Genomic DNA, 19,710 nt, shown 5'->3' with positions numbered 1-19,710 from the left:
TAACCTACTGGCTGCTGAAGGTGGTGCCCTTCGGCAGGGGCAACACGGCCTCGCGTTGCGCCTGGCTCTTCGGCCACACCACATACGATTTATCGTCGACATACTGGATCACCACCGGGAACGAGCGCTCGTTCTGGCCGGCCATCTGCTGGCCTTCGCCGTAGAACTTGACGCCGAAGCCGAGCATGGTGCCGCCTTCCGGCAAATCGACTTCGAGCGAGGCCTTGCGCAACGCCTCGGGATCGACGCCGCCATATTTCTTGATCGCGCGCGGCAGCACCTCGGTCATGAAGACGTAGGTGTTGGACGCGGCCATGCCGACATGGGCCGAGCGGATGGCGACGCCGGGCTTGGCCTTGTCGAACTCCTCACCCACCATCTTGATCATCGGCGGCAGCTTCGGATCCATCGACTTCTGGTTGGCGAGCCAGATCGAGATCGGGTCGGTATTGAAGACGTAGTTGACGTCGCCGCCGAGCCCTTCCTTCAGCTTCTCATACACGCCATAGCCCGCGCCATGGCCAACCAGCGCGCCGAACTTCAGGCCCTGCTCGCGCGCCTGGCGCAGCAGCAGTGTGATGTCCGGGTTGTAGCCGGTGTGGAAGACCACGTCGGGCCGCCCGCGCTTCAGCTTGGTGACGAGCGCGGACAGATCCGGCGCGGTGGCGGAATAGCCCTCCTTCAGGACGACGTTGAAGCCGGCCTTCTTGGCGCCCGCCTCGTTACCCTTCGAAACGTCGACGCCATACGCGCCATCCTCATGGATGATCGCAACCCGCAGGTCCTTCGGCTCCTTGCCGAACTTTTCCTTGGAATTCTGGGCGATGAAATCCATCGTCATCAGGCCGAACTGATCGCCGCTGGCCTGCGGACGGAAGATATATTTGAAATTCTTGTCGGCGAGCACCGCCGAGGAGATGCAGGTGGTGATCCACATGAACTTCTTCAGTTGCTCGACGCGGGCGGCCACCGGCACGCACTGCGCCGACGAGAAGAAGCCGAGCAGCATGTCGACCTTTTCCTGTTCGACGAGGCGGATCGCCTCGTTGATGGCGACATCGGGCTTGCTCTGCGCGTCGGCGTAGACCGCCTCGATCTTGTAGCCTTCGACGCCGGTCTTGCTGAAATGGTCGAGCATGATCTTGGCGCCGGTGTATTGCAGCTCGGAACCGCCGCCGGCGAGCGGGCCGGTCAGGTCGTAGATCACGCCGATCTTGATTTTCTTCTCCTGGGCCTCGGCGGCAACCGCCATCCCCAGCACCGCCACCGCGGCGGACAGCCCGACAAACAGGCGCGCAACCTTATGCCCCGGCATCAAATCCTCCCTGTATATGGTGCGATGCACCTTTTTGTTTTTGTCTAATCTTTTTTCGACATCACACGGGTAGCGCCGCGTGATGTCAAGGCAATAACCGAGGTTACACTGTCGCGGCACCTCGGCATCCGAAAAATATCAGTCGCAGCACAACCGATGCGCGCAACGGCTCAATCATCGGATGTTAAACATCGGATGATTGCTAGCATACATCACCCATGCTAGCAAATCGCAAATCCTCTAAATCAAAAGGAGAAGGAGGTGGCCAAGCGGGGGATCGCCGACAAGCGTGTCAAGCCGGGGCGTATTCGCAACGTGTTGACGACACTCGGCCGCGAAATTGCGCAGGACCGCATTCCGGTCGGTGCGGCCCTGCCACCGGAGCCGGATCTCGAAACCCGCTTCGGCGTCGGACGCGGCGTGGTGCGGGAGGCCATCAAGACGCTCGCCGCAAAAGGACTGGTCAGCGTCCGCCCCCGGCATGGCACCCACGTGCTGCCGCGCAGTGAATGGAGCCTGCTCGACCGCGACGTTTTGAGCTGGCTGGTCGGCAAGGACGAGCCGGGCCGCGATCTCCTGCTGGCAATCCAGGAAGTCCGCTCGATCATCGAGCCGGCGGCCGCAGCGCTCGCCGCCGAGCGCGCCACCAAGAACGACCGCTGGCGCATCAATGCGGCTTTGGCCGCGATGGAAACCGCGCAGGACCAGGCCAGCACCATCGCCGCGGACAAGGCGTTTCATCTCGCGATCCTCGACGCCACGCACAACCCGGTGCTGCAAGGCTTCCGTGGCGCCATCGACACCATCCTGAGCACGGTTTTCATCGTCGCGGTGGGCAGCGCCGGCTGGTTCCGGGACAATCTGCCCAACCATGCCGCCGCCGCACGCGCGATCGAGAGCGGCGACGCCGAGAAGGCGCGGATCGCGATGGAGCGGGTGCTTGGCTACACCAAATTCAAACTGTCGACCCGCAAGACAGCAACCGCCGCCGAGCGACGATCGGCCGGCACGGTCGCAAGCACGCCAACGAAAAGAGCAATCGTCAAGAAGGCGAGCGCCAGCAAAAAGCGAAAGCGCCATGTGTCGTAGCATGAAACGCTCGACCCATGTCCTCTTACGCCGTAAACTGCGCCTCAATGAACGCCGTCACGAAGCGCGGCATTGCCGCATTGAGATCGCGCATATCCCGCACCAGATGAATGGCCGACAATTCAGGCGATTGCTGCAAGGCGAGATTGGCCTCGATCCGGCTGCGCAATGCCTCGCCCGATATATCGACGTGCAACAGCCGGATCATTGCCAGCGCCGGGCCGGTGTAGACGCAGTGCCAATCCGGATCGCTCCGGTATTCCCCCGGCACGAGACCGGTTTCCTCCTCGAGCTCGCGCGCCACACTGCCGGATATGTCGAGCGCGCCATCCCTGACGTCGTCGAGATCGGGCGTGCCTGACGGAAAATAGATTCGTCCGGCGTTGGAGGTGTGCTGGCCCATCTCGCCGAGCACGAACGCGCCGTCGGCGCAGCGCAGCGCGCCCATCCCAAAACCGTTGAACACGCCCCGGTCCGGAAAGCCCCAGTCACGCCAGGCCAAGAAGCTCGCGAAATCAGTCTCGAAATAGCTGGCCGTGAGGTGACCGCCGGCAAACACCGGATGGCGCCCGAGCAGCACGCGCCCGTTCCACAATTGCGGATTGTCGCGCTGCGCCTCTGCAAAATGCGCATCGATCTCCGCCCGCCGCGCGGCGGCGAACGGCCATGACCAGGATTCGACCGGCAGATCGAGCGAGTTAACGCGATGAATGACCGGTGGCGCCGTGCCATTCATCGCCGCATCACTTCCGACATTGCGTCACGCACCATTTCACGACTTATTTGGCGCTCGACCCCGTCGTCTTCTTGACCTGATCGACATATTTGTTGGTGTAGGTCTTGGTGACGTCGATGTTGGCTTTTGCCACCTCGGGTGAGCTCTCGCTGAACACCGCCAGCACCGCATCCGCGCCCTTCGGGTCCATCTTGCCGTTCAACGAATACATCGGGATCGTGTTCTTCAGCGCCGCCAGATACAGCTCCTTGTTCTTGCCGACGATCTCTTCCGGCATTTTCGCCATGATTTCTTCTGGCGAATGGGTGTGAATCCAGGTCAGCGTGTTGACGATCGCCGTGGTCAGAGCCTGCACTTCCTTCTCGTGGGATTTGATCCATGCCGCCGTGGTGTAGAGCGAGCCGCCCGGATATTCGCCGCCGAATACTGCGAGCGTATCCTTTTGCGTGCGGGTGTCGCTCAGGATCTTGAGGTCGGGATAGCTGCCCTGCAGCACCGTGACCGATGGATCCAGCATCACGGCCGCGTCGATCTGACCCTGCTGCATCGCCGCGACAGCGGTGGCGCCAAGGCCGACGCCGATCACCGAGGCGCTGGTCGGATCGAGGCCGTTTTTCTTGAGCAGGTATTTCAGGAAGAAGTCGGTCGAGGAGCCCGGCGCGCTGACACCGACCTTCTTGCCGGCGAGATCCTTGATCGAGTTGATTTCCTTGTTGTGCGAGGGCGACACAACAAGCACCAGCCCCGGATAGCGGTCATAGACCACGAACGACACCAGTTCCTGCTTCTTGGCCGCCAGATTGACGCAATGGTCGAAATAGCCGGAAACCACGTCGGCGCTGCCGCCCAGCACGGCCTTCAGTGCATCCGAGCCGCCCTTGAGATCGACCAGCTCGACGGCAAGGCCGGCTTTTTCGTATTCGCCGAGTTGCCTGGCTAGCACGGTCGGCAGATAGCACAGGCAGGAGCCGCCGCCGATCGCGATGGTGACCTTGCTTTGCGCTGCGGCAAAGCCTGACGTCAGAACCAGCGCCAGCAGCGCCCCGGCCAGCCGGCCAACAATTTTCTTCATGGTTTCCTCCGATGGGTTGCCGACAGGATAATGCAGTGCACAGGCCTTGAGAAGGCGACTTTGCCGACAATGCGAGGGCCATTATTGCAACGCTGTTCCGCTCGGTGCGATTTATTCCATCGCGGATGCGTGGTTTTTCGTCGCGCTGGCGAAGTGCGGCCTCGCGGCGTAGCATTCCGCCGCAAAAGTTTCCCTGGGAGGATTATCATGAATCGTATCGCCATCACCCTGTCGATCGCCACCGCCTTTGCCGCCGGCTGCGGCGTCACGCATCTGCTGCGCCCTGCCCTTGCCGCCGAAAACATCACTGCACAGGTCATCTCGACCGGCGATCTCGAAGGGGACAAGCTGTCTCCTCTCAACGCCGGCGGCATGCGCAACAAAATGCTGGTCTCCGCGGATGGCGTGACCATCGCGATCCAGGATGGCAGCCCGCCGAAGCATCTGCATGCCAACGCCAACGAGATTCAGTTCATCCTCGAAGGCACCGGAACGATCTGGCTTGGCGACAAGGAAGTAACGGTGAAGCCGGGCGACCTCGTCGTCATCCCCAAAGGCACCCCGCATGGCGGCACCAAGCCTGTCGGCCGCACCATCAAGGCGATCGCGATCAAGACCCCGCCGCAGGCGCCGGATGACACGAAGATCCTGAACTGACGCGAAGCGTCATCCCGGGGCGATGCAGAGCATCGAACCTCAGATGCGCAATTGCGCATCGGGGGATCTCGAGATTCCGGGCCTGGTCCTTCGGACCATCCCGGAATGACGTCGTGAAAATTGGAACCCTACCCCGGCGCCTCGACCGATCTGCTCGACCCGCGCTGGAGCACGATCACCGCCGCGATCAGCTGTAGCGCGATGCAGAGCGCAATCGGCGTCTCGTACCCGCCGCTCCAGCTCTGAGCGAAACCGAGAAAGGCGGGCCCCAATGAGCCCACGGTTCCGCTGATAGCATTCGACAGCCCCATGACCACGACAAAGCTCGCCGCACTGAACTCGCGGTGCATGATGAGCGGCGGCAGCGTGATGAGATTGCCGACCGAAAAGCCGAATACTGCGCAGGCGGCCAGTACGATCGGAATCGCATCGAAATGCAGGATGCTCAGGAGTGCTGCCGCCTGACTGACGATCGAGATAGCGGTGACGCGCCGCGGATCGAACCGGTCGACCACCATGCCAAGGCCAAAGCGGCCGGCGATCGCCATGAATGTCATTACCGAAACCGCCAGACCCGCATTGGCGCGGCCGATCTTCGGCTCGAGCATGGCGATCTGGTGCACGATAAAACCGATCTGGGCCACGAGGGCCAGTGCAAACGGGATCGAGATGGTCCAGAACGCGACACGGCGGATGAGCTGCACGCGCGAAATGTCGCTCGGGGCGCAAGCCGTTTCGGCATGCAGCGGATTAGCCGGTCCTCCGGCCGATGGCGGGCCGATCCAGGCGACCGTGACGGGTACGAGAACGGCGACCATGACCGCTGTTCCGGTCAGCATCGCGGCCGCAAAGCCGAACCGTTCGACCAGATACACCAGCGAGGGCGTCACGATGACGCCGCTGAAGCTGGCGCCGGTGAATGCGAGGCTGATGGCGAGACCGCGGCGGCGGACGAACCAGAGGCTCACGATGGTCGCACTCACGATCGTCCCCATCCCGATCCATCCAAGCGACATCAGGGCGAAAGCGACATAGAGCTGCCACGGCGCGGCCGCGAACGCGAGCAGCGTCGTCGACGTCGCCAGCGTGGCAATTCCGAGCAAGACGAGCCGCCGCGGACCCAGCCGGGTCACGAGTTCGTTGGTAAACGTCGCAAAAATGTTGGCAAGCAGGAGCGACACCGTGCTCGCGCCCGAAATGAGCGCGGCCGGCCAGCCGTTCAGACGCTGCAGCTCGGCCAGGTAGACGCCATGACCGTAAAGGCCGAAACCAAACAGAAACAGCGCCATGAGGAAACAGGCGAGCACGACGCGCCAGCCGGCGTAGCCCAGCGACGTCTCATCGGATTGGCTTGATTCCTGTGCGGGGATCATTTGCTTTCGGGCGGTCGCGCCGATCGAAGCCGCGCATGGGGCGGCCCGGCTTGATCATGCGTCAGTTCGCTCGCCGAAGGCGAGTAACAATTAAGCAGGCAACTGTAACAGGCCGCGGCCTCCGACGGCGTCGATCAATCCCGCGCCACCGGCGCCGGCCGCCATACCAGGAGCCGCCGCTCGACCAGCGTCACGCCGAAATCGATCAGGATCACGAAGGCCGACAGCACGAACATGCCGGCGAAGACAGCGCCGACGTCGAACACCCCCTCGGCCTGCTGGATCAGGTAGCCGAGGCCGGCCGCCGATCCCAGATATTCGCCGACAACGGCGCCGACCACGGCGAAACCGACCGCGGTATGCAGCGAGGAAAACATCCACGACAGCGCCGAGGGCCAGTACACATGCCGCGTCAACTGCCGTTCGCTCATGCCGAGCATGCGGCCGTTATCGAGCACGGTGGTGCTGACCTCCTTGACGCCCTGATAGACGTTGAAGAACACGATGAAGAACACCAGCGTCACGCCGAGCGCGACCTTGGACCAGATGCCGAGCCCGAGCCACAGCGCGAAGATCGGCGCCAGCACCACGCGCGGCAACGCGTTCATCATCTTGACATAGGGATCGAACACCGCGGCGACGCGGGGCTGGCGCGCGAACCAGAAGCCGACCAGCACGCCGCCGACCGAACCGATCACGAAAGCCAGGACCGACTCCCACAGCGTGATCATCAGATGCTTCCAGATCACGCCGGTCGCGAACCATTTGTAGATCTGGCTGGCGACATCGACCGGGGTAGAGAAGAAGAACGGCGGCAGCAACATGCGGCCGAACACCGGCACGGTGGCAAAGAACTGCCACAGCGAGAGCGCGACCACGGCGACCATCAATTGCCAGAACAGCAGCGTCAGGCGGGACATCAGGAGGCCTCTGCCGCTTGCGAAGACTGCGCGTAACCCTTCATCACTTCATCCTTCAGCACGCTCCAGATTTCCCGGTGCAGCTCGTGGAACTGTTTCTCCATCCGCACTTCGGAGATATCGCGCGGGCGCGGCAGGGCCACCTTCCAGTCGCCGATGATGCGTGCGCCGGGTCCCGCCGACATGATCACCACGCGGTCGGCCAGCGCGATCGCCTCTTCGAGATCGTGGGTCACGAACAGCACCGCCTTGCGGTCGGCGGTCCATAGTTCCAGCAAGAGATTGCCCATGATCTGGCGGGTTTGGGCATCGAGCGGCCCGAACGGCTCATCCATCAGCAGGATCTTGGGATCGCGGATCAGCACCTGCGCGAGCCCGACGCGCTTGCGCTGCCCGCCGGACAGCATATGCGGATAACGGGTGCCGAACGCGCCGAGCCCGACCGACGTCAACCAGCCCTGCGCGCGCTCCAGCGCCATCGCCCGCGGCGCGCCCTTGATCTCGAGGCCGATGGCGACATTGTCGATCGCGGTCTTCCAGGGAAACAGCGCGTCAGCCTGAAACAGGTAGCCGGCGTCCCGGTTGAGTCCGTTGAGCGGCTGGTCGAAAATCCGTACCGCGCCTGCGGCCGGCTTCAACAGGCCGGCGGCGACGTTGAGCAGCGTCGATTTCCCGCATCCGGTGGGGCCCACGATGGCGACGAACTCGCCATGCGCCACCGAAAGGCTGGCGCGTTCCACGGCCGTATAGACGCGGTCCCCGGCCACGCGAAAGGCTACCGTCGCATTGTCGAGTGCGACCGCCACGGGCTCTACGATATCCGCCATGCTTCCCCCAGAATATCCGGATGGATGCCTTAGCGGGTACCGAAGACAAGTTCAACGCGGCGTCATGACGTGGCCACCGCTATGCTTCGCCATGCACGAGCCTGCCCTCGAACCAGGTCGAGAGAACTTTCGTATGCGAAAGGCGATCATGCCCGACCTCAAACAGGTTCTTTTCCAGCACGATCAGGTCGGCCGACTTGCCGACCTCGATCGTCCCGGTGAGGTGGCCAAGGCCCATCGCCTTGGTGGGATTGCGCGTGTAAATCTCGATGGCGGTCGGCAGATCGATGGCCTGTTCGGCCCATAGCGCCCCCGGATAGCCTCCCCTGGGGTTGCGTCGCGTCACCATTCCCTCGAGACCGAACCAGGGATCGGGCAGGCCGATGACCGGCCAATCCGAGCCGCCGGCCATCAATGCACCAGCCGCATGCAGGTCGCGGTTCGGCCAATAGCGCTCGGCGCGCTCGCCGATCACGGCCTGGTTCGCGACCGTGATGGCGCAAGGAAACCAGATCGCCGGGCACAAATCCGCGACGACATTGAGTTCCCTAAAGCGAGAAATGTCGGCCGGATCGATAAAGCTCGCATGCGCGATGTGGTGCATGGGGCCGTCGGGCCCGCGCAGCCGGCGCACGATCTCCACGGCATCGAGGATATCGCGCACCGCGGCATCGCCCGCGCAGTGGACCTTGACGCCAAGGCCCATCGTCTCGGCCCTGACAATCCAGTGCACGACGTCCGGAAGCCGCAGAAACGACTGGGAGACAACGGCATGCCCGGTTTCGTCCGGCTTGTAGGCCTCGAGCATGGCCGCGGTTCGCGTCATCGGCACGCCGTCCATGAACAGCTTGATGAAGTCGGGCCGGACATGGGTTGTCCGGAACTCCTCACGCCTTGCAATGAGTGCCTCACCAAACAGCTCGGTGCCAGTAAGGGTATTGAACACCGGCAGCGAGCCGACGCACCAGGCGTTGAGTTCGCCGCGCCTGTCCAGACCGGTCAGCGCCTGCAGCATGGGCAAGGTGGTGTTGGCATCCTGGTAAGCGGTGACACCGTACGAATTCAGAATCTCGACAGCGCGCTGCGTCGAGGCAATATCGCGCTGCAGTGGATCGTTCACAGACTTGACGGCGGCCTGCTCGGCGAGCGCCGAAGCCTTTTCCAGAAGCAGCCCAACCGGCGCGCCGCTCGATCGATCGCGAACGATATGCCCGAGCTCCGGGTCCGGCGTTGCAGCGGTGACGTCCATCAGTTCCAGCGCCTTGCTGTTCACCCACCTGTTGTGAAGGCTATCGTCGCGCAGCATGACGGGATGGCCCAGGCTGACCGCGTCCAGCGCGGCCTTGGCCTCCACGGTCCCAAGCCGCGCGATCAGTTCGCTGCTCCAGATGCCGCCGCAAATCCATTCGCCGGCAGGCGTTTGGGATGCGCGCGCCTTCACCCGCGCCAGGATTTCGTCAAAGGAGATGCTTGCCTGGAAGGAGAGTTCGAACAAGTCGAGCTGCCCGCCCCGCGTATGGTGATTGTGGACGTCGCCGAGGCCGGGCATCATCATGCGGCCCTTCAGATCGACAATCCTGGTTTGCGGCCCCTGCCAATCTCTTGCACCCTTGGCAGAGCCGACGAACACGATTTTTCCATGCCTGACAGCGACTGCTTCCGCCCACGGCAGTCGTGCATCGACCGTGTAGACCTTCCCGTTCTCGAAAATCAGGTCGGCTGGATTTGCAGTGGGAGAACCGGGGGTTTGAGCGGAACGCATTTCAGTCATAAATGAATGCCTGGTTTCGGATTTGGGATCATGCCGGGAAATTCATCGAGTGCCTACTTTCCCGCAAGCATGCTTCCACGCCGATCACAGCCAAGCCAAGACACATAAATTTCTGACCAGGAATCGCCATGACCTACAACCGCAAGCGCCCCGCACTGGATGACTGCCCGGTCGAGGCCGTGCTTGCGATCGTTTCCGGTAAATGGAAGGTTCGGGTGCTCTATCTGCTGTCTCTCGACGACCTCACATTCAGTGAAGTCAGATGCTCCGTCGGAGACGTCAGCCAGCAGGTTTTGTCTTCCGTACTGAAGGAACTGATCGGGAATGGCGCAGTTCGCCGTTCCGGGATCGTCTCGCCCAGGCAGATCCGCTACGGCCTGACGGCAAAAGGACGCGAACTCGTAGCGCTGTTGATGCCCTTGGCGGAATGGGGAAGCAAGCTACTTGGCCAGAGCGGCGCCAACTGGAAGCCGCCGGAGATTCGGCGAAGGCCGCAGCGCGAAGATCGCCGGCTGGGGGCGTTGCCGGGCTGAGCCTGTCGATCTCTCCGAATTGCCACACGTTCAAGATTACTTGCTTTCGGCTGACTATCGTGGGCGGCTCCGGCTCGGGCGTGCAATATCGACCCGATTGGGTTGCGGCGGCAGATCGGCTATGTATTCCAGAGCGGAGAGCAGTTTCCGCATCTTTCCGTCGTCGCGGACAGATTTTGCCTAGCGACAGACCCATCGTCGCGCGACGAATTTAGGTATTTATTGGTTTGTTCGGAATTCATGCCGGAGACGCTCAATGAAGCGGGGGTTTCACCTCGTCGGATCGGCGGTACTGCTGGTCATCACGTGGGCCGTAATCTTTGAGATTGGGTTTCGGCTGCAGCAGTATTTCGGTCCGCTGTACGATCTCGAGATGGCGAGCGTCAATTTGAACTGGCAATCCGACGTGGTGAACCATCAGCCGACACCGCAAGACCAGAACCTGTGCATCTACGGCGATTCGACCGGCTTCAGCTACAAGCGATCGTTTGACGCGAACGGCATCAGGATCACCGACGATACGGCACAGCAGGCCGGGTGCGAAAACCCGGTTTCGGTCCTGTTCCTCGGCGATTCCTTTATGGAAGGCTACGACGACAAGAACACGCTGCCGTATCACGTTGCAAAATACTTCAAGACCGAGCGCGGCACCTGCCTGAAGACCTACAATGCCGGATATACCTCGTATTCCCCGGCCATCTTCGTGCCGCAGGCCAAGAAGCTACTGCCGGTGCTGCGTCCCGACTATATCGTGGTCGACGTGGACGAAACCGATCTGTACGACGATTTCGCCCGGTACCGCGGACTGATTGTCCGCAACGAACGCGGACAAAATGTCGGCGTCAAGGCTTCACCCATTGGACGCGAATGCAGTCTCGGCCTGATGGAAGCCCGCAAGCATCCCTTGTACCTGATGCGCTTTGCGGCAAGGGTTTGGCATTCCTTTGTGCACATGCCAGCGGTGGTTGAGAAGAACCGATCGGACTTCACCCTCTTTTCATATTCGCAGGACCAGGGCAGCGATCTCGAACGGAAATATGCAGAGCCGCTCGCAAGTTTCAGGAGCAATCTGCAGGAGCTGGCCGAGGTGCTGAAGGATTACACTCGGGATGGCAGCCGGGTGCTGTTCATCTCTCATCCGCACCTCCAGCACCTCAAGCCCGACGCCAAGGGCCGCCTGTGGAATAATCTCGTCAGCTCTTCGGTGCAAAAGACTTGCGTCGCCAACGGCTTTCTTTTCTTCAATGCCACCGACGCGCTGAAGAAGCGGTCCGGATCACACCCCGAGCGCTTCTATTGGGGAGGCAACGATATGCATTTCAGTCATGAGGGACTGGCGGAATATTCCGCTGCCGTCGCAGCGTTCATGGCCTCGGCGATGATCCCGAAGGATTGACCGCTCAGCCCAATGGCCTGCCGGCCGACGAGGCCATCGAATAGCGTCGCCGCGTGCCGGCGGCATAAAAAGGGTTGGCACTCGGCTTACGATTGGCCGATTGTTCGGCTATCGCAATTTCACTTTCGGAGAATCCACGCCGAATGCCCGCCTCGCCTCTCATCTCCTACGCGCGTGTCGGCAAGACCTTCGACGGCGGCCGGGGCGCGAACCGCGTGGTGGCGGTCGACGACGTCTCGCTCGATGTCGCCGAAGGTGAGTTCCTGGCCATTGTCGGCGGCTCCGGGTCAGGCAAGACAACGCTCTTGCGGCTGGCCAACCGGCTGATCGACGCCGACGAGGGCCACATCACGGTGGAAGGCGAGGACGTCCGTAATGTCGACCCGATCGGTCTGCGCCGGCGGATCGGCTACGTGTTCCAGAGCGGCGGGCTGTTTCCGCATCTTTCCGTCGCCGACAACATCGGCATCACGCCAAAGCTGCTCGGCTGGCCTGCGGCCGAAATCGCGGCGCGGGTCGATGAATTGGTCGATCTGGTGCGGCTCGACCGCGCGCAGCATCGCGACCGGCTGCCGCATGAATTGTCCGGCGGCCAGCGCCAGCGCGTCGGCGTGGCGCGGGCCCTTGCCGCGAAGCCGCGCATCGTGCTGATGGACGAGCCGTTCGGCGCGCTCGACCCCCTCACCCGCGACGCGCTCGGCGACGATTATCGCGAATTGCACCGCAGGCTCGGGCTGACCACGGTCATGATCACCCATGACATGACCGAAGCCATTCTGCTCGCCGACCGCATCGCTATCATGCGCGGCGGACGGCTTCTGGCCCAAGGCACGCCCGCCGAACTCTCTGATAGCGGCGACGCTTATGTCGGCGAGTTGCTGCGCACGCCGCGGCGGCAGGCGGAACGGCTCGGCGCGTTGCTGCCGCGGGATGGCGCGGCATGAACCTGTTCGCCGATCCGCGCTGGAGCGAGGCGCTCGGGCATCTGCCCGATTATCTCGGCAACCATGTCCGCGTCAGCGTGACCGCGCTGGCTTTGGGCCTCGCGGTCAGCCTGCCCCTCGCGATTGCGGCACGCAATCGTCCGGTGATGCGCGGCGCGCTGCTCGGGCTTGCCAGCATCGTGCAGACCGTGCCGGGACTGGCGTTGCTCGCATTGTTCTATCCGCTGCTGCTGGCGCTCGCGGCGGTGTCGCTGTCGTGGTTCGGATTTGGATTTTCCGCCTTCGGTTTCCTCCCCGCCGTGCTGGCGTTGGCGCTCTATTCGATGCTGCCGGTACTGCGCAACACCATCACCGGCCTGCAGGGCGTCGATGCCGCAATCCTCGAAGCCGCACAGGGCGTCGGCATGACGCCGCGGCAGTCGCTGTTCACGGTGGAGCTGCCGCTGGCATTGCCGGTGATGATGGCGGGCATTCGCACCGCGGCGGTCTGGGTGATCGGCACCGCGACGCTGTCGACGCCGATCGGCCAGACCAGTCTCGGCAATTACATCTTTGCTGGGTTGCAGACCCAGAACTGGGTTTTCGTGCTGTTCGGCTGCCTGTCGGCCGCGGTGTTGGCGCTAACCGTCGATCAATTGCTGGCGCTGATCGAGAACGGCTTGCGCAACCGCAGCCGCGTGCGCGCCATGCTTGGCGGCGCCGGCATCGCGGTGCTGGTCGCGGCCACGCTGGTGCCCGCCATGACGCGCTCGCAAACCAACTATGTCATCGGCGCCAAGACCTTTACCGAGCAGTATGTGCTGTCGGCGCTGATGGCGCAGCGGCTGCGCGCCGCCGGCCTCTCCGCCGGTTCGCGCGAAGGCCTCGGCTCGAACGTGATCTTCGGGGCGCTGGCCGCCAACGATATCGATCTTTACGTCGACTATTCCGGCACGCTGTGGGCCAATCAGTTCCAGCGCAGCGATATCAGGCCGCGCCAGGAGGTGCTCGACGAATTGAAGACCATGCTCGCCAAACAGAAAATCACGCTGCTCGGCGAACTCGGTTTTGAGAACGCCTATGCGCTGGTGATGCCGCGCAAACGGGCCGAACAACTCGGCATCCGCAGCATCGCCGACCTGGCGCCGCACGCGGCCGGAATGTCGATGGCCGCGGACTACGAGTTCTTTTCAAGGCCGGAATGGGCAGCGCTGAAAAAGGCCTATGGGTTGTCGTTCCGCGCGCAGCGGCAGATGCAGCCGGACTTCATGTATGCGGCGGCAGCTTCCGGCGAAGTCGACGTGATCGCGGGCTACACCAGCGACGGACTGATCGCGAAATACGATCTGGTGGTGCTCGCCGATCCCAGCCACGCGATCCCGCCCTATGATGCGATGGTGCTGCTCGCCCCCAAGCGCGCCGGCGACGCGGCGTTGCGGGCGGCGCTGCAGCCGCTGATCGGCAAGATCGATATCGCCGTGATGCGCGAGGCCAATCTGCGCGCCTCGGGCAACGACGCGACTTCATCGCCCGATGCGGTGGCGAAATGGCTGTGGGAGAAGATCGGGACGAAGTAGGTGACCTGCGCTAAGGTGTCCCGGCTCACATGGAACCGCGCCGTGAATTTTTCGCGCTCTCTCGTACTGCCTGCCGTTGGTATCGCTGCGATGTCGGTACTAATATCCGGAACGACCGATGCCACCGCAGCATCCCTACCCGCGCGCGTCACCTTTGCGAGTGCCGACGGGTGGACGACGCTGGTTGGTTATGTCTTCAGACCGGAAGGGCCGCATGCGGCGCGCACGCCGGCGGTGGTGATGATGCATGGCCGCGCCGGCGTCTATTCCTCGGCTGCCAACGGCAAGTACGACGCCTCGACGCTTTCCAGACGCAATCAGCAATGGGGACACATCTGGGCCCGGCAAGGTTATCTCGCCATCCTGGTCGATGGTTTTGGTCCTCGCGGCTATCCAACTGGTTTTCCCCGTTTCAGCTACGATTCCCGGCCGGATGAATTGAATGAAATCACCATTCGCCCGCTCGACGCCTATGGCGCACTGGCTTACTTGCGGACACGCAACGACGTGATATCAGACCGGGTCGCGTTGCAGGGCTGGTCCAACGGCGGCAGCGCCACCCTGGCGACGATGGCGGTGAGCGCGCCCGGCATCACAGCGCCGACGCCCGCGACCGGCTTCCGGGCCGGACTGGCGTTCTACCCGGGCTGCGGCCTGAAAGGCCAGTTCGCCGACGGCATCAAACCTTACGCGCCGGTGCGCGTGTTGCATGGATCGGCCGACGAGGAAGTCTCGTCGCGGCGCTGTGCCGACTTCGTCGCCAAAAGCCGCGCGATCGGCGGCGACATCCAGTTCCAGCTCTATCCCGATGCGGCGCATGGTTTCGACGATCCCAGTCCCTCGCGCCAGAGCGACGCCGCCAATGCGTCCGCGACCCGCGACGCGATCGCGCGCGCGGTTGTGTTCTTTGCAAGCGTGCTGAAGCCTTAGTCAGGAGAATGTCGCAAATGACCGTTGTATCGACCGACCCAAGACAGTGGAACGTAGGCCTCGTCGGCTATGGCGAAGTGGGTCGCATTCTCGCCGAGGACCTGCGCAAACAGGACGTGAAAGTCGCGGCCTACGACATCAAGCTGCGCAGCGATCAGACAGGCTCCGCCTTGCGCGATCATGCTTTCGCGCATGGCGTCGCGCTTGCGGCGTCCCATGCCGATCTCGCCGCGAGTGCCGATTTCATCGTTTCGGCCGTTACCGCAAGCCAGGCCGTCCCGGTCGCGCAGGCTTGCGCGCCGGCCGTGAGGCAGGACGCCTGGTTCCTCGATTTCAATTCGGCATCGCCGGGCGCCAAACAGCGCGCCGCCGGCCTGATCGACGGCAAGGGCGGCCACTATGTCGAAGGCGCCGTGATGACGTCGATCCCGCCGTACCGGATCAAGGTGCCCTTGTTGCTTGGCGGCAGCGGCGCCGAGGCGCTCGCGCCGCTGCTGGTGCAACTCGGCTTCGACGCCAAGGTCGCAAGCAACGAATTAGGCGTCGCTTCGGCGGTCAAGATGTGCCGCAGCGTGATGATCAAGGGCCTGGAAGCGATGGTGATCGAGAGTTTTACGACCGCCCGCGCCTATGGCGTCGAGGACGCGGTGCTGGCGTCGCTCAGAGAGACCTTTCCCGGCATCGACTGGGAAAAACAAGGCGCCTACTTCTTCCAGCGTGTGATCGAGCATGGCCGCCGCCGCAGCGAGGAGGTTCGCGAAGTGGCTGAAACCGTGCGCGAGGCCGGCCTCACGCCATGGTCGGCGGAAGGCACCGCTGAACGTCAGGCCTTTATCGCCGATCTCGCCGACGAAGGCCTGTTCGGTGCGAAAGGCACGGCAGCGTTTGCCCGCAGCGCCGACTGGCGCGTTGAAGCCGACCGGATTCTTGCCGCCGTGAAGAAGAAGGACTGAAACGTAGGGTGGGCAAAGGCGCACTTGCGCCGTGCCCACCCCTTGCTCTCCGAATTAAATGGTGGGCACGCTAGCGCTTTGCCCACCCTACGTCGCTGCACCGCATCCGGGACACGGAGCGTTCAGTCTACAGCCCCCGCACTAGGCCGGCGTCGATCAGGAGGCGGTTGAAGCGCCTGGCTTCCGCACCGTCCTTGCAGGCATAGAACGCGCCCTTGCATCGCAGCATGATGCTCTTCTGCTCCTTGAACGACGGATCGAGCGGAACGCCGGCGGCATCCTGGATGACGAGCGGAATGTAGGCGGCATCGAGGGTTACGAGGGCCGACGACAAATCGGGCGGCTGGAAGTTGATTCCATCCAGCGCATAGTAGGTCGAGAAGTAACGCGGATCCGCGCTCATCAGACGTTGCCCCAGCAGTTTCCGGTCGATGCCGGGCTCGAGCAGTTTCTGCGAGATGGCCGGTTGATGATCGCCGAAGCGCAGCACCAGGAACGACTGGTCCGGATAGTCGCGCGCCAGCCGTGCGGTGAAATCGCGGTAGTCCTTTGCCGTCATGCTCTGGCGCCGAATATACTCGTCGATCTCCGGCGTATTTCCCGGCGGCTTCCAGTCCGGCGTCAGATCGGGCCGATAGACGCTGGTCCAGGGAAAATGATTGGCCGTGAGATACACGAACATGAAGACCGGCGACTGTGACGCTTGCTCGTCAGCAAACGCCTTCAAGGCCTGATCGAAGTAGAACTTGTCGGGCTGCATGTCCTCATCGACGCCCATGTCGGCCATGTCGATGAACCTGTTGACGCCGACACCCTTCTGGAACGCCCGGGCGCTGAGGAAGTCACCATAGGTCGGATAGAGCGAGACGGTCTTGTAACCGCAGCGCTGCAGCGCTTGCGGCAGGCCACGCTCGATGCGGTTCGCGGTGATCCTCGTGACGTAGAACTTCAGATCGCCGAACGAGCGCACCGACATGCCGGTCAGGACATTGAACTCGGTGTACCAGGTCGGGCCGCCGGTCGCCTCCGCGATCATGGTCCGTTGCTTGCCGTCAATGGACTTGAAGAAGTCGGAATAGCCTGGCGGAACCTTGACGCCGGGGGCTGCGGTGATGTCGAAACTCGACTCGTCGAGCAGCATGATGATGTGCGGGCGCTTGGCAGTCGTATCGCATTTCTCTTCCGGCGGCAGCGCCGGCCGGGCCGTGGCGTGCGCTCCCGGGGCCAGGCTAAGCGAGCCGCTCGCCGGCGGATCGGCCTCGATCCATCCCGTCGAGGCCAGCCGCGATACCGCGACCACACCCGAGCGCGCGAGGTTGGAAATATGATTGATGCCCTGGAACGGCTCCCAAGGCTGCTCGGGGGCCGCGACCGACAGCGCCGACATCGATACGGTCGTGGCGGCAAGAACCGCCAGCACCGGGCCGCGCGCTGCGCGAAGCGGATCGGCGCGCCAGATCGCCCACAGCAGCGGAACGGCAATCACCGCCGCCACGATCAGCTGCGTCCGGAGTTGCGGAAACACCGAGAGCAGGAACGAAAACGTATCGCGATCGATGATCAGGAAATCGAGGAAGGTGAGAGATAGCTGCAGAATGTCGAACTTGAAGCGCGACAGCACGATCAGCAGCACCACCAAAACCAGCGCCAGCGCCGCGGCGACGCCGGGCCGCCGCAGCACCAGCAGCAACAGGCAATTCACAAAAATCCACGCCAGCAGCGCGAGCGTGATCCCAACGAATCCGTATTCCGTGCTGAGCAGGACAGCCAGGGCCGCAAGGTGCAACGCGGCGACCACGCCGACGCCGGCATAGAACCAAACCCCGCGCGATGCCGTATCGCCGGTCCGGCTTGCTGCAGGTTTGGCCGTGGCTGGAATGCTGTCCCTCCCTCGGTGCTAGAGGTTTTTCACGTAACCGGCGTCGATCAGGAGCCGGTTGAAGCGTCGGGCTTCCGCGCCGCCCTTGCAAGCATAGAACACGCCCTTGCAACGCAGCATGATGCTCTTCTGCTCCGAAAAGGAGGGATCGAGCGGGATGCCGGCGGCCTCCTGGACCACCAGCGGCAGATAGGCCGCGTCGACGGTTTCCATCACCGCAGGGCTCTTGACCGGTTCGAAGTTGATGGCGTCGATTGCATAATAGGTCGTGAAATAGCGTGGATCGTAACTCTCGAATTTCTTGCCGGCGGCGATCTCGTCAATCCCGGGATCAAGAACATGCGACGAGAATTCCGGCTGATGGTCGCCATAGCGCACGATCAGGAACGGCTGCGCCGGGAATTTCTTCTTCAAGCCGGCGACGAACGCCGAATAGTCGTTGGCGCTCATGGTCTGCCGGCGGACATATTCATCGACCACGGGCGCGTTGCCGGGCTTCGACCAGGATGGCGTCAGGTCCGCACGAAACGGCGTTTCCCACGGGAAATGATTGGCGGCGAGATAGACGAAAATGAACTGCGGGTTCAATGCTGCGTTCTGCGACAGCAGGTTCAGCGCCTTGTCATAGAAGAAGCTGTCGGGCTCGATGCCCTTGGCGCCGAGATCGCGTGCATCGTAGAATTTCTGGATGCCGGTGGTGGTGTGAAAGCCGCGGGCGCTCATGAACGCGCCGTGGGCGGGATAGAGCGAGGTCGTGCTGTAACCGCAGCGGCGCAGCGCGAGCGGCAAGCCGCGCTCGACGCGGCCCGCTGCGATACGAGTCACGAAGTAGGAAAACCGGCCGAACGAGCGCGACGAAAGCCCGGCCAGCACATTGTATTCGGTGAACCAGCTCGCCCCGCCGCTGCTTTCGGCCACAAACTTGCGCGCCTTGCCGTCGAAGGAGTCGAAATGGCTGCCGTAGCCCGCCGGCACCTTGACGCCCTGCGCCTGGCGAATGTCGAAGCTCGACTCGTCATGGACCATGATGATGTGCGGCCGCCGCCCCGCCGGGGCGCATGAATCCACCAGCGGCAGCTTGAGGCGACCGGCGACGACAGCGTCGGACTCCATGAAGCCGTAGTTGACGAAATCCGAGACCGCGGTAACGCCGGAACGGGCGAATTTGGACAGATAGCCGTCGGGATAGTAGCCGCGCCAGGCATCGTCCGGCCAGGCAAAGGAGTATCCGGTGAGCGCGGCAAGACAGGCGAGCATCCCCGCCAGCGCCGGCAACCGGCGGATCCGGAACGGATCGAGCCACCACAGCGCATACATCAGCGGGATGGTGACGAGGCCGGTCAGGATCACCGACCAGCGCAGGTTCGGAAAGATCGTGAACAGGAATGCCGCGCTGTCGCGATCGATCACCATCAGGTCGACGAAGTTCGCGGTCATCTGCACGACGCCGTGCTTGAACTGCGACAGCAGCACCAGCACCACCACCAGCGTCAGCGACAGTGCGCCCGACAGCGCAGGCCGGCGCAGCAGCGCGATGAACAGCAAGTTCAGGATGCCCCATGTCAACAGGAAGCCCGCGCGCCCGCCGAAATCGGTTTCGGTCTGGTACATGATGGCCAGCGCGGCCACGTGCGGCGCGGCGACGGCCAACAGGCGCCATATGCCGATCGCGGCAATGCTGGCGGTAACCGCGGCAGTAGCAGACGAACCTGGGTTTGGCGCGGGCGCCATGGGTGGGACGCAACACTACCCGGCGCAA

The 19,710-nt window shown here is 63.0% G+C and carries 17 protein-coding genes; 8 read left to right on the top strand and 9 right to left on the bottom strand.

From position 1 onward, the window contains the following. Positions 1-4: 4 nt before the first annotated feature. Positions 5-1,315 carry an ABC transporter substrate-binding protein gene (locus JQ641_RS32505; RefSeq protein ID WP_212000237.1) on the bottom strand — a complete coding sequence of 437 codons (1,311 nt, stop codon included), beginning with the start codon at positions 1,313-1,315 and terminating at the stop codon, positions 5-7. A 261-nt stretch (positions 1,316-1,576) separates the two neighbouring features. On the opposite strand from JQ641_RS32505, the gene JQ641_RS32500 reads away from it, so the two are divergent. Continuing rightward, positions 1,577-2,404: a FadR/GntR family transcriptional regulator gene (locus JQ641_RS32500; RefSeq protein ID WP_212000235.1), complete on the top strand. Its 828-nt coding sequence runs from the start codon at positions 1,577-1,579 to the stop codon at positions 2,402-2,404. Positions 2,405-2,429: 25 nt separating this feature from the next. Here the strand turns inward: JQ641_RS32500 and JQ641_RS32495 are convergent, their stop codons facing one another. Further along, positions 2,430-3,140, bottom strand: a complete 711-nt coding sequence (locus tag JQ641_RS32495; protein WP_212000233.1) for an NUDIX hydrolase — start codon at positions 3,138-3,140, stop codon at positions 2,430-2,432. A 43-nt stretch (positions 3,141-3,183) separates the two neighbouring features. Beyond that, the gene (locus tag JQ641_RS32490; RefSeq protein WP_212000230.1) at positions 3,184-4,212 is read right to left on the bottom strand and encodes an ABC transporter substrate-binding protein; all 1,029 of its coding nucleotides are present in this window, start codon (positions 4,210-4,212) and stop codon (positions 3,184-3,186) included. A gap of 207 nt (positions 4,213-4,419) precedes the next feature. On the opposite strand from JQ641_RS32490, the gene JQ641_RS32485 reads away from it, so the two are divergent. Next, a complete protein-coding gene (locus tag JQ641_RS32485) occupies positions 4,420-4,869 on the top strand; it encodes a cupin domain-containing protein (protein WP_192737955.1) in 450 nt (149 codons plus the stop codon). A gap of 128 nt (positions 4,870-4,997) precedes the next feature. Here the strand turns inward: JQ641_RS32485 and JQ641_RS32480 are convergent, their stop codons facing one another. From JQ641_RS32480 to JQ641_RS32465, 4 genes are all read right to left on the bottom strand, one after another. Beyond that, positions 4,998-6,242 carry an MFS transporter gene (locus JQ641_RS32480; RefSeq protein ID WP_212000228.1) on the bottom strand — a complete coding sequence of 415 codons (1,245 nt, stop codon included), beginning with the start codon at positions 6,240-6,242 and terminating at the stop codon, positions 4,998-5,000. Between the two features lie 134 nt (positions 6,243-6,376). Then, positions 6,377-7,162, bottom strand: a complete 786-nt coding sequence (locus tag JQ641_RS32475; protein WP_192737957.1) for an ABC transporter permease — start codon at positions 7,160-7,162, stop codon at positions 6,377-6,379. After that, complete coding sequence (locus JQ641_RS32470) at positions 7,162-7,980, bottom strand: ABC transporter ATP-binding protein (protein WP_212000294.1); 819 nt, start codon at positions 7,978-7,980, stop codon at positions 7,162-7,164. Before JQ641_RS32470 ends, JQ641_RS32475 begins: the two co-directional genes overlap by 1 nt. A gap of 88 nt (positions 7,981-8,068) precedes the next feature. After that, on the bottom strand, positions 8,069-9,751 hold the full coding sequence (locus tag JQ641_RS32465; protein ID WP_212000293.1) for an amidohydrolase: 1,683 nt from the start codon (positions 9,749-9,751) through the stop codon (positions 8,069-8,071). 137 nt (positions 9,752-9,888) lie between these two features. Here JQ641_RS32465 and JQ641_RS32460 point away from each other — a divergent pair, with 137 nt between their 5' ends. The 6 genes from JQ641_RS32460 to JQ641_RS32435 all read left to right on the top strand — a co-directional run bounded on the left by JQ641_RS32460 (position 9,889) and on the right by JQ641_RS32435 (position 16,072). Further along, the gene (locus JQ641_RS32460; protein ID WP_212000226.1) at positions 9,889-10,293 is read left to right on the top strand and encodes a winged helix-turn-helix transcriptional regulator; all 405 of its coding nucleotides are present in this window, start codon (positions 9,889-9,891) and stop codon (positions 10,291-10,293) included. Between the two features lie 256 nt (positions 10,294-10,549). Continuing rightward, the gene (locus JQ641_RS32455) at positions 10,550-11,689 is read left to right on the top strand and encodes an SGNH/GDSL hydrolase family protein (RefSeq protein ID WP_212000224.1); all 1,140 of its coding nucleotides are present in this window, start codon (positions 10,550-10,552) and stop codon (positions 11,687-11,689) included. A 143-nt stretch (positions 11,690-11,832) separates the two neighbouring features. Then, on the top strand, positions 11,833-12,633 hold the full coding sequence (locus JQ641_RS32450) for an ATP-binding cassette domain-containing protein (protein ID WP_212000223.1): 801 nt from the start codon (positions 11,833-11,835) through the stop codon (positions 12,631-12,633). Continuing rightward, the gene (locus JQ641_RS32445) at positions 12,630-14,189 is read left to right on the top strand and encodes an ABC transporter permease/substrate-binding protein (RefSeq protein WP_212000222.1); all 1,560 of its coding nucleotides are present in this window, start codon (positions 12,630-12,632) and stop codon (positions 14,187-14,189) included. The genes JQ641_RS32450 and JQ641_RS32445 overlap by 4 nt, the downstream gene beginning before the upstream one ends. Positions 14,190-14,279: 90 nt before the next feature. Further along, positions 14,280-15,119: a dienelactone hydrolase family protein gene (locus JQ641_RS32440; protein WP_212000221.1), complete on the top strand. Its 840-nt coding sequence runs from the start codon at positions 14,280-14,282 to the stop codon at positions 15,117-15,119. A 17-nt stretch (positions 15,120-15,136) separates the two neighbouring features. After that, positions 15,137-16,072, top strand: coding sequence for a DUF1932 domain-containing protein (locus JQ641_RS32435; RefSeq protein ID WP_212000220.1), 936 nt, complete (start codon positions 15,137-15,139; stop codon positions 16,070-16,072). 127 nt (positions 16,073-16,199) lie between these two features. Here the strand turns inward: JQ641_RS32435 and JQ641_RS32430 are convergent, their stop codons facing one another. Continuing rightward, positions 16,200-17,870 (bottom strand): sulfatase-like hydrolase/transferase, encoded by a 1,671-nt coding sequence (locus tag JQ641_RS32430; RefSeq protein ID WP_349628657.1) that lies wholly within the window; start codon positions 17,868-17,870, stop codon positions 16,200-16,202. 99 nt (positions 17,871-17,969) lie between these two features. Continuing rightward, positions 17,970-19,682, bottom strand: a complete 1,713-nt coding sequence (locus JQ641_RS32425) for a sulfatase-like hydrolase/transferase (RefSeq protein ID WP_212000211.1) — start codon at positions 19,680-19,682, stop codon at positions 17,970-17,972. Positions 19,683-19,710: the final 28 nt, after the last annotated feature.

It is taken from the genome of Bradyrhizobium sp. JYMT SZCCT0180 (genome assembly GCF_018130165.1).
Lineage (GTDB): Bacteria > Pseudomonadota > Alphaproteobacteria > Rhizobiales > Xanthobacteraceae > Bradyrhizobium.
This window is presented reverse-complemented; position numbering and strand designations above follow the sequence as displayed.

Coding starts and splice junctions, on each gene's coding strand:
- JQ641_RS32480 (WP_212000228.1), bottom strand. CDS start 6,242: ATGATCCCCGCACAGGAATCAAGCCAATCCGATGAGACGTCGCTGGGC.
- JQ641_RS32450 (WP_212000223.1), top strand. CDS start 11,833: ATGCCCGCCTCGCCTCTCATCTCCTACGCGCGTGTCGGCAAGACCTTC.
- JQ641_RS32440 (WP_212000221.1), top strand. CDS start 14,280: ATGTCGGTACTAATATCCGGAACGACCGATGCCACCGCAGCATCCCTA.
- JQ641_RS32490 (WP_212000230.1), bottom strand. CDS start 4,212: ATGAAGAAAATTGTTGGCCGGCTGGCCGGGGCGCTGCTGGCGCTGGTT.
- JQ641_RS32495 (WP_212000233.1), bottom strand. CDS start 3,140: ATGAATGGCACGGCGCCACCGGTCATTCATCGCGTTAACTCGCTCGAT.
- JQ641_RS32465 (WP_212000293.1), bottom strand. CDS start 9,751: ATGCGTTCCGCTCAAACCCCCGGTTCTCCCACTGCAAATCCAGCCGAC.
- JQ641_RS32460 (WP_212000226.1), top strand. CDS start 9,889: ATGACCTACAACCGCAAGCGCCCCGCACTGGATGACTGCCCGGTCGAG.
- JQ641_RS32475 (WP_192737957.1), bottom strand. CDS start 7,162: ATGTCCCGCCTGACGCTGCTGTTCTGGCAATTGATGGTCGCCGTGGTC.
- JQ641_RS32485 (WP_192737955.1), top strand. CDS start 4,420: ATGAATCGTATCGCCATCACCCTGTCGATCGCCACCGCCTTTGCCGCC.
- JQ641_RS32455 (WP_212000224.1), top strand. CDS start 10,550: ATGAAGCGGGGGTTTCACCTCGTCGGATCGGCGGTACTGCTGGTCATC.
- JQ641_RS32505 (WP_212000237.1), bottom strand. CDS start 1,315: ATGCCGGGGCATAAGGTTGCGCGCCTGTTTGTCGGGCTGTCCGCCGCG.
- JQ641_RS32435 (WP_212000220.1), top strand. CDS start 15,137: ATGACCGTTGTATCGACCGACCCAAGACAGTGGAACGTAGGCCTCGTC.
- JQ641_RS32445 (WP_212000222.1), top strand. CDS start 12,630: ATGAACCTGTTCGCCGATCCGCGCTGGAGCGAGGCGCTCGGGCATCTG.
- JQ641_RS32425 (WP_212000211.1), bottom strand. CDS start 19,682: ATGGCGCCCGCGCCAAACCCAGGTTCGTCTGCTACTGCCGCGGTTACC.